15 protein-coding genes are annotated in these 13,966 nt (G+C 73.6%); 1 reads left to right on the forward strand and 14 read right to left on the reverse strand.

Going from position 1 to position 13,966, the window contains the following annotated elements; genetic code table 11:
* Positions 1-232 precede the first annotated feature (232 nt).
* Complete coding sequence (locus BM223_RS14685; RefSeq protein WP_052138693.1) at positions 233-1,504, forward strand: HNH endonuclease signature motif containing protein; 1,272 nt, start codon at positions 233-235, stop codon at positions 1,502-1,504.
* Between the two features lie 45 nt (positions 1,505-1,549).
* On the opposite strand, the gene nusB is transcribed toward BM223_RS14685, so the two are convergent.
* The 14 genes from nusB to BM223_RS14755 are packed head-to-tail and all read right to left on the reverse strand — an operon-like array spanning position 1,550 to position 13,954.
* Positions 1,550-1,957, reverse strand: a complete 408-nt coding sequence (nusB, locus tag BM223_RS14690) for a transcription antitermination factor NusB (RefSeq protein WP_038679306.1) — start codon at positions 1,955-1,957, stop codon at positions 1,550-1,552.
* The gene (efp, locus tag BM223_RS14695) at positions 1,957-2,523 is read right to left on the reverse strand and encodes an elongation factor P (RefSeq protein ID WP_038679307.1); all 567 of its coding nucleotides are present in this window, start codon (positions 2,521-2,523) and stop codon (positions 1,957-1,959) included. Before efp ends, nusB begins: the two co-directional genes overlap by 1 nt.
* A gap of 60 nt (positions 2,524-2,583) precedes the next feature.
* A complete protein-coding gene (locus tag BM223_RS14700; protein ID WP_038679308.1) occupies positions 2,584-3,033 on the reverse strand; it encodes a type II 3-dehydroquinate dehydratase in 450 nt (149 codons plus the stop codon).
* Positions 3,030-4,130, reverse strand: coding sequence for a 3-dehydroquinate synthase (gene aroB / locus BM223_RS14705; protein ID WP_038679309.1), 1,101 nt, complete (start codon positions 4,128-4,130; stop codon positions 3,030-3,032). Before aroB ends, BM223_RS14700 begins: the two co-directional genes overlap by 4 nt.
* The gene (locus BM223_RS14710; protein ID WP_038679311.1) at positions 4,127-4,663 is read right to left on the reverse strand and encodes a shikimate kinase; all 537 of its coding nucleotides are present in this window, start codon (positions 4,661-4,663) and stop codon (positions 4,127-4,129) included. The genes aroB and BM223_RS14710 overlap by 4 nt, the downstream gene beginning before the upstream one ends.
* The gene (aroC, locus tag BM223_RS14715) at positions 4,660-5,838 is read right to left on the reverse strand and encodes a chorismate synthase (RefSeq protein ID WP_038679313.1); all 1,179 of its coding nucleotides are present in this window, start codon (positions 5,836-5,838) and stop codon (positions 4,660-4,662) included. The genes BM223_RS14710 and aroC overlap by 4 nt, the downstream gene beginning before the upstream one ends.
* A 23-nt stretch (positions 5,839-5,861) precedes the next feature.
* The gene (locus tag BM223_RS14720) at positions 5,862-6,587 is read right to left on the reverse strand and encodes an A24 family peptidase (protein ID WP_038679315.1); all 726 of its coding nucleotides are present in this window, start codon (positions 6,585-6,587) and stop codon (positions 5,862-5,864) included.
* A 9-nt stretch (positions 6,588-6,596) separates the two neighbouring features.
* On the reverse strand, positions 6,597-7,406 hold the full coding sequence (locus BM223_RS14725; protein ID WP_052138695.1) for a shikimate dehydrogenase: 810 nt from the start codon (positions 7,404-7,406) through the stop codon (positions 6,597-6,599).
* Positions 7,406-8,551, reverse strand: a complete 1,146-nt coding sequence (gene mltG, locus BM223_RS14730) for an endolytic transglycosylase MltG (protein WP_038679317.1) — start codon at positions 8,549-8,551, stop codon at positions 7,406-7,408. Before mltG ends, BM223_RS14725 begins: the two co-directional genes overlap by 1 nt.
* A complete protein-coding gene (gene ruvX / locus BM223_RS14735) occupies positions 8,544-9,014 on the reverse strand; it encodes a Holliday junction resolvase RuvX (protein WP_038679319.1) in 471 nt (156 codons plus the stop codon). Before ruvX ends, mltG begins: the two co-directional genes overlap by 8 nt.
* On the reverse strand, positions 9,011-11,707 hold the full coding sequence (gene alaS, locus BM223_RS14740; protein WP_235318906.1) for an alanine--tRNA ligase: 2,697 nt from the start codon (positions 11,705-11,707) through the stop codon (positions 9,011-9,013). The genes ruvX and alaS overlap by 4 nt, the downstream gene beginning before the upstream one ends.
* Positions 11,704-12,030 carry a DUF6167 family protein gene (locus BM223_RS14745; RefSeq protein WP_038679321.1) on the reverse strand — a complete coding sequence of 109 codons (327 nt, stop codon included), beginning with the start codon at positions 12,028-12,030 and terminating at the stop codon, positions 11,704-11,706. The genes alaS and BM223_RS14745 overlap by 4 nt, the downstream gene beginning before the upstream one ends.
* A complete protein-coding gene (locus BM223_RS14750; protein WP_141267285.1) occupies positions 12,027-12,575 on the reverse strand; it encodes a hypothetical protein in 549 nt (182 codons plus the stop codon). Before BM223_RS14750 ends, BM223_RS14745 begins: the two co-directional genes overlap by 4 nt.
* Positions 12,576-12,586: 11 nt before the next feature.
* Positions 12,587-13,954 carry a replication-associated recombination protein A gene (locus BM223_RS14755; protein WP_038679325.1) on the reverse strand — a complete coding sequence of 456 codons (1,368 nt, stop codon included), beginning with the start codon at positions 13,952-13,954 and terminating at the stop codon, positions 12,587-12,589.
* Positions 13,955-13,966: the final 12 nt, after the last annotated feature.

Here is a 13,966-nt window from a genome sequence, read left to right on the forward strand (position 1 = left end):
GACAGCCTGGCACGCGGGAACTCGTCGCGAAAGCCACTAGAACATCTGTTCGAACGTGTGCTAGTGTGCCCGCACGGCTGATGGCGGGGCGCTCGTGGTGGTCCCGGGTCCTGAGGTCGAGCTCCGCAGGACAAGACGCGCCTCAGCCAGAGGCAGTGCATCGCTGCACCCGAAGAGGTGCCTCCTGACAGAGCGACAGATCCTTTGTCGCGCCTGTCCTCAGGAGGTCCCCTTGTCCGCCGCCACTCTCGCTCCCCCGCACCCCGTGCTGGTCTGTGTCGACGCACTCGGTGACGCCCTCCGCGAGGTCGCCCACGTCGAGCCGGTGTTCATGACGACGGCCGACAAGCAGACGGCCCTGGTCCGGCTGGCCCAGGTCGAGTCGATGGTCCACGAGCTGCGGCTGCGGGTGCTCGCCGGCGCCGACGAGGTCGGCGACCAGTCCGGCGCGCGCGACTCCGCCGCCTGGCTCTCCAGCGCCGCGCAGCTCGACACCAAGGCAGCACGCGCCGACCGGCACCTCGCCAAGGCCCTCGACCAGCATCCCCAGCTCGCCGCCGGCATGCGGGCGGGCACCGTCTCGCCGGCCCAGGCGCACATCATCCTGAACGGCCTCGACGACCTGCCCGGCGACGTCGACGACGCCGTCGCCGCCGCCGCCGAGCACGAGCTCGTCGGCTACTGCGCCGACTTCCGCCCGCGCGAGCTGCGCCGGCTCACCCGCCGCCTGCTCGAGGTCCTCGACCCCGACGGCGCCGAGGCCGCCGAGGGCTCCCGGCTCGAGGCCGAGGAGCGCCGGGCGCGCGAGCGGGCCTCGCTCCGGTTCCGCGACCTCGGCAACGGCCGCACCCGGCTCTGGGGTGTGCTCCCGACGCCGGTCGCCCAGCGCTTCGAGCACTACCTCCAGGCCTACACCTCACCGCGCCGCCGGCCGGACGAGGCCACCTCGCCGACCGACGCCCCGCTCGTCGACGGACGCCGCGTCCCGCGCCACCGCGCGTACGCCCACGCCCTGGCCGCGCTGCTCGAGAACATCGATCCCGACGGCCTGCCGCTCCACGGTGGCGACGCGACATCGGTCTTCGTCACCATGACCCTCGACCAGGTCCGCGGCGAGCTGGCCACGGCCGGCGTCCTCGCCGCCGACGGCGAGGGCGAGATCAGCGCCACCGACGCCCGACGGCTCGCCTGCCAGGCCACCCTCCTGCCGGTCGTGCTCGGCGGCCGCGGCGAGGTCCTCGACCTCGGCCGGGCGCAGCGCCTGCACCGACCGGCCCAGCGCAAGGCCATCCGGCTGCGCGACCGGGGGTGCCGCGCCGAGGGCTGCACCACGCCGGCCGCCTGGTGCGAGATCCACCACCGCACCCCGTGGGCCCAGGGCGGGTCGACCACCGTCGACGACGCCGCGTGCCTCTGCCCGCACCACCATCACCGGATCCACGACCCGGCCTACGCCCACGAGTGGCTGAGCAGCGGTGCGGTCCGCTTCCACCGGCGCCAATAGCCAGGCGTCGTCGGTCGCCGTCGCGCGGACGGCCACCCGGTGCTCCTAGACGAGCGTGGACTTCTTCCGCTGGATCGCGCCGAGCACCCCGTTCACGAAGGCCGGCGACTCGTCGGTCGAGAGCTCGCGCACGAGCGTCATCGCCTCGGTGACGGCGACGGTGTCCGGCACGTCGTCGGCCCAGAGCAGCTCCCACACACCGATCCGGAGGACGTTGCGGTCGACCGCGGGCATCCGGGTCAGGCTCCAGTCGGTGGAGAACTCCTCGAGCACCTCGTCGATGCGGGCCTGGTGCTCGGAGACGCCGCGCACGAGGACGGCGGTGTAGGGGTTCGCGGGGGCCTCGGCCTCCGCGGTGACGCGCTCGAGCGCCTCGACGCCCGACTCGCCGCGCAGGTCGGCGGCGTAGAGGACGTCGAGGGCGCGCTTGCGGGCCTTGGTCCGGGCTCCCATCAGCCCTTCACACGGCTCAGGTAGGAGCCACCCTCGCGGGTGTCGACCTTGATCTTCTCGCCCTGCTCGATGAACAGCGGGACCTGGATCTCGGCGCCGGTCTCGAGCGTGGCGGGCTTGGTCCGGCCGGTGGCCGAGTCGCCGACGACGCCGGGCTCGGTGTAGGACACGAGCAGCTCGACGGAGGCGGGCATCTCGATGAAGAGCACCCGGCCCTCGTTGGTGGCCAGGATGACCTCCTGGTTCTCCAGGAGGAAGCCGGCGGCGGTGCCGACGATCGCCGGGTCGACCTCGAGCTGGTCGTAGTCCTGGACGTCCATGAAGACGAAGTTGTTGCCGTCGTTGTAGAGGTACTGGAACGACCGGCGGTCGACCGTGGCGGTCTCGACCTTGGTGCCGGCGTTGAAGGTCTTGTCGACGTTCTTGCCCGTCTCGACGTGCTTGAGCTTCGTGCGGACGAACGCGGGACCCTTGCCCGGCTTCACGTGCTGGAACTCGACCACCTGCCAGAGCTGGCCCTCCAGGTTCAGCACCATGCCGTTCTTGAGGTCGTTCGTCGTTGCCATGCGCCAGCCTTCTGTTGAGGTGTCCAAGAGCGAGGCCCGCAGCCGGGCCGACGGACAATCCTACTGGGCGCCGCCCTCTGCAAGGAAAACCAGCGCCTGCCGGTAGCCGTCGATGCCCTGCCCCTCGATCACCCTGGCCGCGTGCGGCGTCACCACCGAGGTGTGACGGAACTCCTCGGGCCGCTTCGACGGCGCGCTGATGTGCACCTCGACCAGCGGCGCCTCGAGCTGCGCGCACGCATCGAAGAGCGCGTACGAGTAGTGGGTCCAGGCGGCCGCGTTGAGCACGACCGGCCACCCGCGGTCGGCCGCGTCGTTCAGCCAGTCGAGCATCTCGCCCTCGTGGTTGGTCTGCTGGAACCTGACCGCGAGGCCGAGGTCCTGTCCCCACCGGACGCACTGCTTGCCGAGCTCGGCGAGCGTGGTCGTGCCATAGATCTCCGGCTGGCGGCGGCCGAGCCGGCCGAGGTTCGGGCCGTTGAGGACGTAGACGTCGCGCGGCCCGCTCATGCGGCGCCGCCCGAGATCGCCGCGTACGCCGCGCGCAGGTCGGCCTCGGACGGACCGGCCAGGACGACGGGCTGGGCGAGGTCCGCGAGGACGACGAAGCGCAGCTGGTTGCCGCGCGCCTTCTTGTCGACCCGCATGGTCGCGAGCAGGGTGTCGAAGTCGGCGCCGTCCCACGAGGTCGGCAGCCCGACCCGGCCGAAGGCGGCGCGGTGCCGGTCGACCAGCTCGGCAGGCAGCGCGCCGGCCCGGGCGGCGAGCTCGGCGACGAAGACGCAGCCGATCGCGACGGCCTCGCCGTGCCGGATCTCGTAGCCGGTCGCCTTCTCGATGGCGTGGGCGAGGGTGTGCCCGTAGTTGAGCGCCTCGCGGCCGGGGCGGCCGCCCGCGCCGCCGGTCTCGCGGAGGTCGCCGGCGACGACGTCGGCCTTGACCTGGACGGCGCGCTCGACGAGCTCGCGCAGCACCGGGGAGTCGGCGGTCAGCGCGGCCGGGTCGGTGGTCTCGACCAGCTCGAGGATGCGCGGGTCGGCGATGAAGCCGCACTTGACGACCTCGCCGAGGCCGGCGACGAGCTCCTCGCGCGGCAGCGTGGCGAGCAGCGCCAGGTCGCACAGGACGCCTGCCGGCTCGTGGAAGGAGCCGACCAGGTTCTTGCCCGCGGGCGTGTTGATGCCGGTCTTGCCGCCGACGGCCGCGTCGACCATGGCCAGCAGCGTCGTCGGCACGTGGACGACGGCGACCCCGCGGAGCCAGGTCGCGGCGACGAAGCCGCCCAGGTCGGTGGTGGCACCGCCGCCGAGCGTGACGACCGCGTCGGAGCGGGTGAAGCCCTCCTCGCCGAGCGCCTCCCAGCACGCGGCGGCGACCTCCCAGTTCTTCGCCTCCTCGCCGTCGGGCACCTGCAGGACGACGACGTCGAGGCCGTCGAGGAGGTCGGCGAAGGGCTCGAGGAGGTGTTCGAGCGACTCGGGGCAGATGATCGCGACGCGCTGGACGCCGTCGGGCAGCAGCCCGCGCAGCCGGTCGAGGACACCGTGGCCGACCACGACGTCGTACGGCGACGCGGTGGCCACGTGGAGGACGGTCGGTGCGGTCACGTGGGCTCTCCCTGGCTCGCGATGGCGGTGACGATCTCGGCGGCGACCTCGGCGGGGCCGCGGCCGTCGGTCTCGACGGTGATCCGGGCGACGCCCTCGTAGACGGGGGTGCGCTCGTCGAGCAGCTGCTTGACCCGGGACCGGACGTTGCCGAGCAGCAGCGGGCGGCCGGTGCCGAGGCCGACCCGCTTGACCGCGTCGGCCAGGCCGACCCGGAGGAAGACGACGGGGTGCGCGGCGAGCAGCGCGCGGGTGGCCGGGTCGAGCACGGCTCCCCCGCCCAGCGAGAGCACGCCGTCGTGGTGGGCCAGCGCCCACGCCACGGCCTCGCGCTCGAGCTCCCGGAAGGCGGCCTCGCCGTCCTCGACGAAGATGTCCTGGACGACCTTGCCGGCCCGCTCCTCGACGATCGCGTCGCTGTCGGCGAAGGCGACGCCGAGCCGCTCGGCCACGATCCGGCCCACGGTGGTCTTGCCGGCGCCCATGGTGCCGACCAGGACCGCCCGCGGCCCCTGCGCGCCGGGAGCGGTCACTTGAACCGGAGCGTGTCGAGGTAGGACTGCACGTTGCGGCGGGTCTCCTGCACCGAGTCGCCGCCGAACTTCTCGAGCACGGCCTCGGCGAGGACCAGCGCCACCATCGCCTCGGCGACGATGCCGGCCGCGGGGACCGCGCAGACGTCGGAGCGCTGGTGGTGGGCGACGGCCTCCTCGCCGGTGGCGAGGTCGACGGTGCGCAGCGCCCGCGGGACCGTGGCGATCGGCTTCATCGCCGCGCGGACGCGGAGGATCTCGCCGGTGGTCATGCCGCCCTCGGTGCCGCCGGAGCGACCCGAGACCCGGCGCAGGCCGTCCTCGGTGGGGACGATCTCGTCGTGCGCGAGCGAGCCGGGGGTGGCGGCGAGCTCGAAGCCGTCGCCGACCTCGACGCCCTTGATCGCCTGGATGCCCATGAGCGCACCGGCCAGCCGCGCGTCGAGGCGGCGGTCCCAGTGCACGTGCGATCCGAGGCCCGGGGGCAGCCCGTGGACGACGACCTCGACGACCCCGCCGAGCGTGTCGCCGTCCTTGTGGGCCTGGTCGATCCGCTCGACCATCTGCTTCGAGCCGTCGGCGTCGAGGCAGCGGACCGGGTCGGCGTCGAGGCGGGCGACGTCGTCGGGCGCGGGCAGCTCGGCGGACGGCGTGCGGACGCCGCCGATCTCGAGCACGTGGCTGACGATCCGGGCTCCGGTCGCCTGCTCGAGGAAGTTGCTGGCCACCCGGCCGAGCGCGACCCGGGCGGCGGTCTCGCGGGCCGAGGCCCGCTCGAGGATCGGGCGGGCGTCGGCGAAGTCGTACTTCTGCATTCCGGCGAGGTCGGCGTGGCCCGGGCGGGGGCGGGTGAGCGCGGCGTTGCGCGCCTGGGCCTCGAGGACGGCGGGGTCGACCGGGTCGGCCGACATCACGGTCTCCCACTTGGGCCACTCGGTGTTGCCGACCTGGATCGCGACCGGTCCGCCCTGGGTCCGGCCGTGCCGGACGCCACCGGTGACGGTGACCTCGTCGGCCTCGAACTTCATCCGTGCGCCGCGGCCGTAGCCGAGACGACGGCGGGCCAGGGCATCGGAGATGTCGTCGGTCGTGACCTCGACGTGGGCCGGCAGGCCCTCGAGGATCGCGACCAGGGAGGGGCCGTGGGACTCCCCCGCGGTCAGCCAGCGCAACATGGGAGAAGTCTCCCACGGGCGCCTCAGCCGCTCAGGACCTGTCCCACGACGACGGCGACGAGGGCGCCCAGCACGAGGAACGGGCCGTACGGGATGCGGTGCTTGAGCAGCGCCTTGCTGCCCGCGTTCCGGATCGCCCGGCCGCGCAGCAGCATCGGGACGTAGGCGAGCGCGCTGAGCACCGCCGCGGCCAGTGCCGACACCAGGAGCACGCCGGCGCCGAGCGGCCCCAGCGCGAGGCCCAGCAGGGCGCCGAGGCGGACGTCTCCCCCGGCCATCGCCCGCGGGCTGAGCAGCCGCATCAGCCCGTAGTAGCCGCCGAGCACGACGAAGCCGGCGGCCGACCACGCGAGCACGGCCGGGTCCGCGACCACGACCGAGACGCCCGCGACCAGGACGGCGACGACCGCGGCGGAGGGCCAGATCAGCCGGGTCGGCAGGTACCAGGTCACGTAGTCGATCACCGTGAGCGCACAGCAGACCGGCACCAGCGGCACCAGCCAGACCAGCGCCCAGCTCCAGCCGAGGACCAGGCCGAGGACGCCGGCCGCGAGGGCGCACGCCACCGCCGACCGGACAGCGAGCCCGGGGCGCGCCGCGAGCTCGGCGAACGGCACGTGGTCGGGGTAGTCGGCGGGGTTCTCGGCCGGGTCGTGCTCCGGCTCGGGGCACCATGCGACCAGTCGCGGGACGGCGAGGCCGCCGAGCGCGCCGGCGAGCGCGCACACCAGCGCCGGGACGAGCTCCATGCGGGGAACCTACCGGGCGGCGAGCGCCCGCTCGCCCGCCGCGCGCATCGCGTCGAGCGGTCCGTCGTGGCCGGTGAACATCGCGAACTGCAGCACCGCCTGGTGCACGAGCAGGTCGAGACCGCTGACGAGCGGCTGGGACCGGGCCGCGGCCGCGGCGGCCAGCGGCGTCGGCCACGGGTCGTAGACGACCTCGAAGACCACCGCGGCGGCGGCGGTCGCGGCGACCAGGACCTCGCTCTGCGCGGCGGCCGGGACGGTCGAGACGACGACCTCGCCGATGATCGCGCCGCCCTCGATCGGGACGACGTCGACCTCGAGGCCCGGGTGCCGCTCCAGCGCCGCGACGGTCTCGGCGGCCCGGGCCCGGTCGCGGGCCAGGAGCCGGATCGTGCAGGCACCGAGCTCGGCGAGCGCGAGGCCCGTGGAGGCCGCGGTGGCACCGGCGCCGACGATGGTGGCGGCGCCGACCGGGCCGTCGTACCGCTCGCGGACGGCGGCCGTGGCGCCCGGCAGGTCGGTGTTGTCGGCCGTCCAGCCGAAGCCGGTCTCACTGCGCACCAGCGTGTTGGCGCCCCCGGCGAGCTCGGCGCGCGCGCTGACCGTGTCGGCGAGCTCGAGCGCCTCGCGCTTGAGCGGCGCGGTCACCGACAGCCCGCGCCACTCCGGCCCGAGCCCGGCGACGAAGGCGGCCAGCTCACCGGCCGGCACCCGGATCGCGTCGTACGACGCGTCGAGGCCCAGGGCGGCGTACCCCGCCCGGTGCAGCACCGGGGAGAGCGAGTGGGCGATCGGGTCGCCGACGACCGCGCAGCGCATCAGCAGGCGTCGGACGTCCGGCAGTACTCGCGCAGCCGCTCGGTCGCCGCATTGTGCTCGGCGAGCGTCGTCGAGAACACCGTCTCGCCGGTCTTGAGGTTCACCACGACCCAGAAGAGCCACGGGCCGTCGGCCGGGTGCAGCGCCGCGTTCATGGTCTCCTCGCCCGGGTTGCCGATCGGCCCCGGGGGCAGGCCCTCGTTCGCGTAGGTGTTGTACGGCGAGTCGATCTGGCGCTGCTCGGAGGTGGTCCAGACCTCTCCGGAGAGCCCGTTGGCGTAGGCGACCGTCGCGTCCGACTGCAGGCGCATGCCGTCGTCGAGGCGGTTGTAGATCGCCCGGGCCACCTTCGGGTAGTCCTGGGTCCGGCTGGCCTCGAACTCGAGGATGCTCGCCACGGTGAGCACCTCGTGCGCGGTGAGCCCGATCTTCTGGGCCTGCGCGTCGAGGTCGAGCCCGGCGGCGGTCGTCTTCCACTTCTCGACCATCGCGGCCAGGATCGTCTGCGGCGTGTCGACCGGCGTGATGACGTACGTGGCCGGGAACAGGTAGCCCTCGGGGTTGCCGCCGGCGGACTCGGGCAGGCCGAGCGCGGCGGGGTCGGCGAGCACCTTGCGGTATTGCCGGGCCGAGAACTCCGTGTTCTTGGCGAGCAGCTTGACGATGTCGTCGGTGCGCTTGCCCTCGGGGACGGTCACCGTCTCGCGGGCCATCTTCGACGGGTCGACGAGGATGTCGACGACGTCGGAGGACTTCATCTTCTTCTTCAGCAGGTAGGTACCGGCCTGGATGCCGGTCGAGCGGTCGTTGTCGGCCGCGGCGTCGACGAAGGCGTCGGCCGAGGCGACCACGCCGAGCTTCTCGAGCTCGTCGCCCATCGAGCGGACCGACTGGCCCGGGTCGATGACCAGGATGACCTCGCCGCTGCCGGGGCCGGAGTAGTCCTCGGGCCCGGCGAGCAGGTCCTTGACGTCGGCGATCGCCCCGCGGGCGAACCAGGCGACGATGGCGCAGAAGAGCACCACGACGAGGAGGATCGGCAGGCAGCCCGAGCGGCGCTTGCTGGCGCGCCGGCGTCCGCCCGGCGCGGTCGGGACCGGATCGCCGCCCTCGGGGCTCATGTCCGGCAGGACCGACTCAGTCATGCGTCTCCTCGTCCATCGGGGTCACGAGCTCCCCGGGGGGTGTCCCCGTGGCACGCTCGGCGTCCAGCGCCTGCTGCAGGATGACGACGGCCGCGACCTGGTCGACCACGGCACGACGCTTCGCACCCTTGCGCTGGTCGCGCAGCATAGCCTCCGCGGTCACGGTCGTGAGGCGCTCGTCGACCAGGCGCACCGGGACCGGCGCGATCCGCCGCGCCAGGCGTTCGGCGAACACCCGGGTCTTGACCGCCGCCGGACCCTCGCCGCCCGACAGCGAGCGGGGCAGGCCCATCACCACCTCGACCGCGTTCTCGGCGGTGAGCAGCTGGTGGATCCGGCGCAGGTCGCCCTTGCCGCGGCGGACCGTCTCGACCGGGGTGGCCAGGACGCCGGACGGGTCGCTGCGCGCGACGCCGATCCGGGCGTCCCCGGGGTCCACGCCGAGGCGGACGCCGTGCCTCACGCCGATGCGACCGCCGCGGTCACGGCGGCGAGCGCCTCGTCGATGCGGGACACGTCGGTGCCGCCGCCCTGGGCCAGGTCGGCCTTGCCGCCGCCCTTGCCGTCGAGGAAGGGCACCGCCGCACGGACCAGGTCGCCGGCCGCGAGGCCGCGGGCCTGGGCCGCGTCGTTGAGTGCGGCGACCACGGCCGCCTTGCCGTCGGCGGCACCGATCAGGACGACGGCCGCCGGCGTGTCGCCGCCGAGCCGGGCCCGGACGTCGGTGGCGAGCGTGCGCACGTCGCCGCCGCCCGCACCGTCGAGCCGCTGCGCCACGAGCCGGACGCCGTTGACGTCGGTCGCACCCTCGGCGAGAGCGGCACCGCCGGCGAGCAGCTGCTGGAGGCGGATCTTCTCGATTTCCTTCTCGGTCTGCTTGAGCCGGTCGACCAGGTCGCCGACCCGGCCGACGATGTCGTCGGGCTGGGTCTTGAGCAGCGTGGAGAGCTGGCCGACGACGTCGCGCTCGCGGGCCAGGTAGGAGAAGCCCTCGATGCCGGTCAGCGCCTCGATGCGCCGGTTGCCCGAGCCCACCGACGCCTCGCCGGTGACCACGATGGTGCCCACCTGGCTGGAGTGGTCGACGTGCGTGCCACCGCACAGCTCGCGCGACCACGGGCCGCCGATCTCGACGACGCGGACCTTCTGGTCGTCGTAGGTCTCGCCGAAGAGGGCGAGCGCGCCCCAGTCGCGGGCCTCGCCGAGCGTCATGTACTGCCAGCCGACGGGGAGGTCGGCGCGCAGCGCGTTGTTGGCGACCTGCTCGATCTCGTGGACCTGCTCGGGCGAGAGCGCGCTCAGCCAGCCGAAGTCGAGACGCAGGTAGCCGGGCCGGTTGTAGGAGCCGGACTGCAGCGCCGTGGGCCCGAGCACCTCGCGCAGCGCCGCGTGGATGATGTGCGTGCCGGAGTGGGCCTGCCGGGCGCCGGTGCGCCACTGCGGGTCGACCTGGGCGTGCAGCTCGCGCGCGTCGGCGGGCAGCTCGCCGTCGACCACTCGCACCTGGTGCACGACCAGGCCGCGCACCGGACGCTGGACGTCGAGCACCTCGACCTTGCCGCCGGCGAACTCGATGACGCCGGCATCGGCGACCTGGCCGCCGGACTCGGCGTAGAACGGCGTCCGGTCGAGGACCAGCTCGCCGACCTCGCCGGTGCCCAGCGCCCGGACCGGCGCGCCCTCGCGCAGCAGCGCGAGCGGGCGCGACTCGGTCTCGAGCGTCTCGTAGGCCAGCCACTCGGTCGGGCCGTTGGCGTCGAGGATGTCGCGATAGACGCCGGTGTCGGCGTGGTGGCCCTTCTTCGCCTTCGCGTCGGCCTTGGCGCGGGCCCGCTGCTCGCTCATCAGCTCGCGGAAGCCGGGCTCGTCGACGGTCAGGCCGGCCTCGGACGCCATCTCGAGCGTGAGGTCGATGGGGAAGCCGTAGGTGTCGTGCAGCGCGAACGCCTTGTCACCGGAGATGGTGGTCGCGCCGGACTGCTTCACCTCGCCCGCGGCCAGGTCGAAGATCTGGGTGCCGGCCTGGAGGGTCTTGCGGAACGCCTCCTCCTCGGCGTACGCCACCTGCGCGATGCGGTCCCACCCGGAGACCAGCTCGGGGTAGCTCTCGCCCATCTTGTCGCGCGAGATCGGCAGCAGCTCGGGCAGCGCGGGGTCCTGGTAGCCGAGCAGGCGCATGTTGCGCACCGCGCGGCGCAGCAGGCGACGCAGCACGTAGCCGCGGCCCTCGTTGCCCGGCGTGACGCCGTCGCCGATGAGCATCAGCGAGCTGCGCACGTGGTCGGCGACCACGCGGAAGCGGACGTCGTCGAGGTGGGCGTCGGAGCCGGTGGCGCCGTACTTCTTGCCGGAGAGCTCCATCGCCTTCTCGATGACCGGGAAGACGGAGTCGATCTCGTAGAGGTTCTGCTTGCCCTGGAGCAGGTAGGCGACCCGCTCGAGACCCATGCCGGTGTCGATGTTCTTGCTCGGCAGCGGGCCGGCGATGTCGAAGTCGTCCTTGGCCCGGACGGCGCTGAGCTCCTCCTGCATGAAGACCAGGTTCCAGATCTCCAGGAAGCGGTCCTCGTCGGCGTCGGGGCCGCCGTCGGGGCCGTACTCGGGGCCGCGGTCGATGTAGATCTCGCTGCAGGGACCGCCCGGACCGGGCACGCCCATGTTCCAGTAGTTGTCCTTGAGCCCGCGGGGCTGGATCCGCTCGTCGGGCAGGCCGGCGACCTGCTTCCAGAGCTGGCGCGCCTCGTCGTCCTCGGGGAGCACGGTGACCCAGATCTTGTCGGGCTCGAAGCCGAGGCCACCCGAGGCCTGGTCGCCCGTGATGAGCTCCCAGGCGTACTGGATGGCGCCTTCCTTGAAGTAGTCGCCGAACGAGAAGTTGCCGTTCATCTGGAAGAACGTGCCGTGCCGGGTGGTCTTGCCGACCTCCTCGATGTCGAGGGTCCGCACGCACTTCTGGACGCTGGTCGCGCGCCGGTAGGGCGGCGTCTCCTGGCCGAGGAAGTAGGGCTTGAACGGCACCATGCCGGCGTTGACGAAGAGCAGGTTGGGGTCGTCCAGCAGCAGCGAGGCCGACGGTACGACGGTGTGGCCGCGCCCCTCGAAGTGGGCGAGGAACCGGTTGCGGATCTCCGCGCTGCTCAGGTACCGGTCGCTCATCGGGTGCTGCCTTCTTCCGTGTCGGAGGCGGCCGGGTCGGCCGTCGTGGTGGTGCGGGTCGCGAGCTGACGGCGGGTGCCGTCGTCGGGTGCGCTCAGCCGGGGTGGCCCGGCGTCGGCGCCGTCGAAGCGCTGGCGCAGGTGGATCTCGGCCTCGGCCTGGCCGCGAGCGACCTCGTCGCGGAACATCCGGGCGCCGACGAAGGCGGCGCCGATCCGGTCGCGCATGCCGTCGGGGGTGAACGCCTCGGCGAGCCGGCGCACGCGGACCACGCCGTAGACGCCGGCCGCGGCGCCCACGGTGAACCAGAGGCCCGACCTCACGAGGGCACCTCCACGCTCGCGCGCTGGCGGGCCTCGAGGTCGCGCCGGGCCTGCTTGAGCAGGAGCCGGCGCTCCTTGCGGGAGCGCTTGACCTCGCGCTTCATCTCGAACCGGATCCGGTTGCGGACCTCGGGCGAGAGCGCGCGGCGCAGGCCGGCGGCGAGCGCGGCGGTCTTGATGACGCTCTCGCGCAGCACGATGTCGGCGAACATCGGCGCCGGCACCACCCGTGCGGGGACCCGCGGGCCCCGCTCGGTGCCGAGGTCGGTGATGACGTACTCGCGGTCGTCGACGACGGCGACCGGGGCCCGCCCGCGGCCCGTGCCTGCGCTGGCCGCCTGCTGGGCGCGCAGCTCGTCCTCGATGCCGCTCAGCTGCTCGCGCAGCGCCTCGGCGTCGTGGGCGGCCGCGGCGAGCAGCGCGTCGGTGTGGCTGCGGGCCCGGCGCACGGACCGGACCAGGCTCGCCACGACCACCACGAGGGCCAGCAGGCCCCCGAGGGTCACGACGGCCAGCCAGGCCGGGACGGCGAGCTCGTTGGTCACGACGAGCAAGCCTACTTGCCGCGGATGATCCGGCGTACTCGCTCCCACCGCTGCTTGACCGCGGCCTCGGCGCCGAGCTCGGTCGGACGGTAGTAGCGGGCGTCGAGGACGACGTCGGGCGCGTACTGCTGCTCGGCGACGCCGAAGGGCGCGTCGTGGCTGTAGATGTAGCCCACGCCGTGCCCCAGGTCGCGCGCGCCGGAGTAGTGGGCGTCGCGCAGGTGGGGCGGGACCGCGCCGATCTTGCCGGCCCGCACGTCGGAGGTCGCCTCGCCGATGGCGGTGGTGACGGCATTGGACTTCGGCGCCACCGCGAGCGCGATGGTCGCGTGCGCCAGCGTGAGCCGGCCCTCGGGCAGCCCGATCATCTGGACCACCTGCGCGGCCGCCGCCGCGGTCTGCAGCGCCGTGGGATCGGCCAGGCCGATGTCCTCGCTGGCACTGATCATCAGCCGCCGCGCGATGAACCGGGGGTCCTCCCCCGCCTCGAGCATCCGGGCCAGGTAGTGCAGCGCCGCGTCGGCGTCGGAGCCGCGGATGGACTTGATGAACGCGCTCACGACGTCGTAGTGCTGGTCGCCGTCACGGTCGTAGCGGACGGCCGCCTGGTCGGCCGCCGTCTCGGCCGTGGCGACGTCGATGACGTCGGAGCCCTGGGAGGTCGCCGCCCCGGCCGCCGCCTCGAGATAGGTCAGCGAGCGCCGCGCGTCGCCCCCGGCCAGCCGCACCAGGTGCGCCCGCGCCTCGTCCTCGAGGGTCAGCTCGCCTCCGAGCCCCCGTTCGTCGGCCACCGCCCGGTCGAGGACCTCGGCGATGTCGTCGTCGGTCAGCGGCTGGAGCCGCAGCAGCAGGCTGCGCGAGAGCAGCGGCGAGATGACGCTGAACGACGGGTTCTCGGTCGTCGCCGCCACGAGCGTCACCCAGCGGTTCTCGACGCCCGGCAGCAGCGCGTCCTGCTGCGCCTTGCTGAACCGGTGCACCTCGTCGACGAAGAGGACCGTCTCCTCCCCCGTGGCCACCAGCTCGCGCCGCGCCTGGTCGATGGCCGCGCGCACCTCCTTGACACCCGCGGACACCGCCGAGATCTCGACGAACCGCCGGCCCGTCTGCTGGCTCACGATCGACGCGATCGTCGTCTTGCCCGTGCCCGGCGGCCCCCACAGCAGCAGCGAGAGCGACTTGTCGCCGTCGACCAGCTGGCGCAGCGGGGAGCCCGGCGCCCGCAGCTGGGACTGCCCCACCAGCTCGTCGAGCCCCCGCGGCCGCATCCGCACGGCCAGCGGCGCCGCGGCGTGGGCGGAGTCGCTCAGCGAGCCTCCGGTCCGCCCGGAGGGCGCGCCGGAGCCCGGCGTGTCGAACAGCTGGAGGTCGGAGTCCACGACATCGACTCT

It is taken from the genome of Pimelobacter simplex (assembly GCF_900114845.1).
Taxonomy (GTDB): Bacteria; Actinomycetota; Actinomycetes; order Propionibacteriales; family Nocardioidaceae; genus Nocardioides; species Nocardioides simplex.

Bases quoted from the DNA above. Each gene is read 5' to 3' on its own strand.
- BM223_RS14720 (WP_038679315.1), bottom strand. From the start codon at position 6,587: ATGGAGCTCGTCCCGGCGCTGGTGTGCGCGCTCGCCGGCGCGCTCGGC.
- BM223_RS14700 (WP_038679308.1), bottom strand. From the start codon at position 3,033: ATGAGCGGGCCGCGCGACGTCTACGTCCTCAACGGCCCGAACCTCGGC.
- nusB (WP_038679306.1), bottom strand. From the start codon at position 1,957: ATGGGAGCCCGGACCAAGGCCCGCAAGCGCGCCCTCGACGTCCTCTAC.
- alaS (WP_235318906.1), bottom strand. From the start codon at position 11,707: ATGAGCGACCGGTACCTGAGCAGCGCGGAGATCCGCAACCGGTTCCTC.
- BM223_RS14725 (WP_052138695.1), bottom strand. From the start codon at position 7,406: ATGCGCTGCGCGGTCGTCGGCGACCCGATCGCCCACTCGCTCTCCCCG.
- efp (WP_038679307.1), bottom strand. From the start codon at position 2,523: ATGGCAACGACGAACGACCTCAAGAACGGCATGGTGCTGAACCTGGAG.
- aroC (WP_038679313.1), bottom strand. From the start codon at position 5,838: ATGTTGCGCTGGCTGACCGCGGGGGAGTCCCACGGCCCCTCCCTGGTC.
- mltG (WP_038679317.1), bottom strand. From the start codon at position 8,551: ATGACTGAGTCGGTCCTGCCGGACATGAGCCCCGAGGGCGGCGATCCG.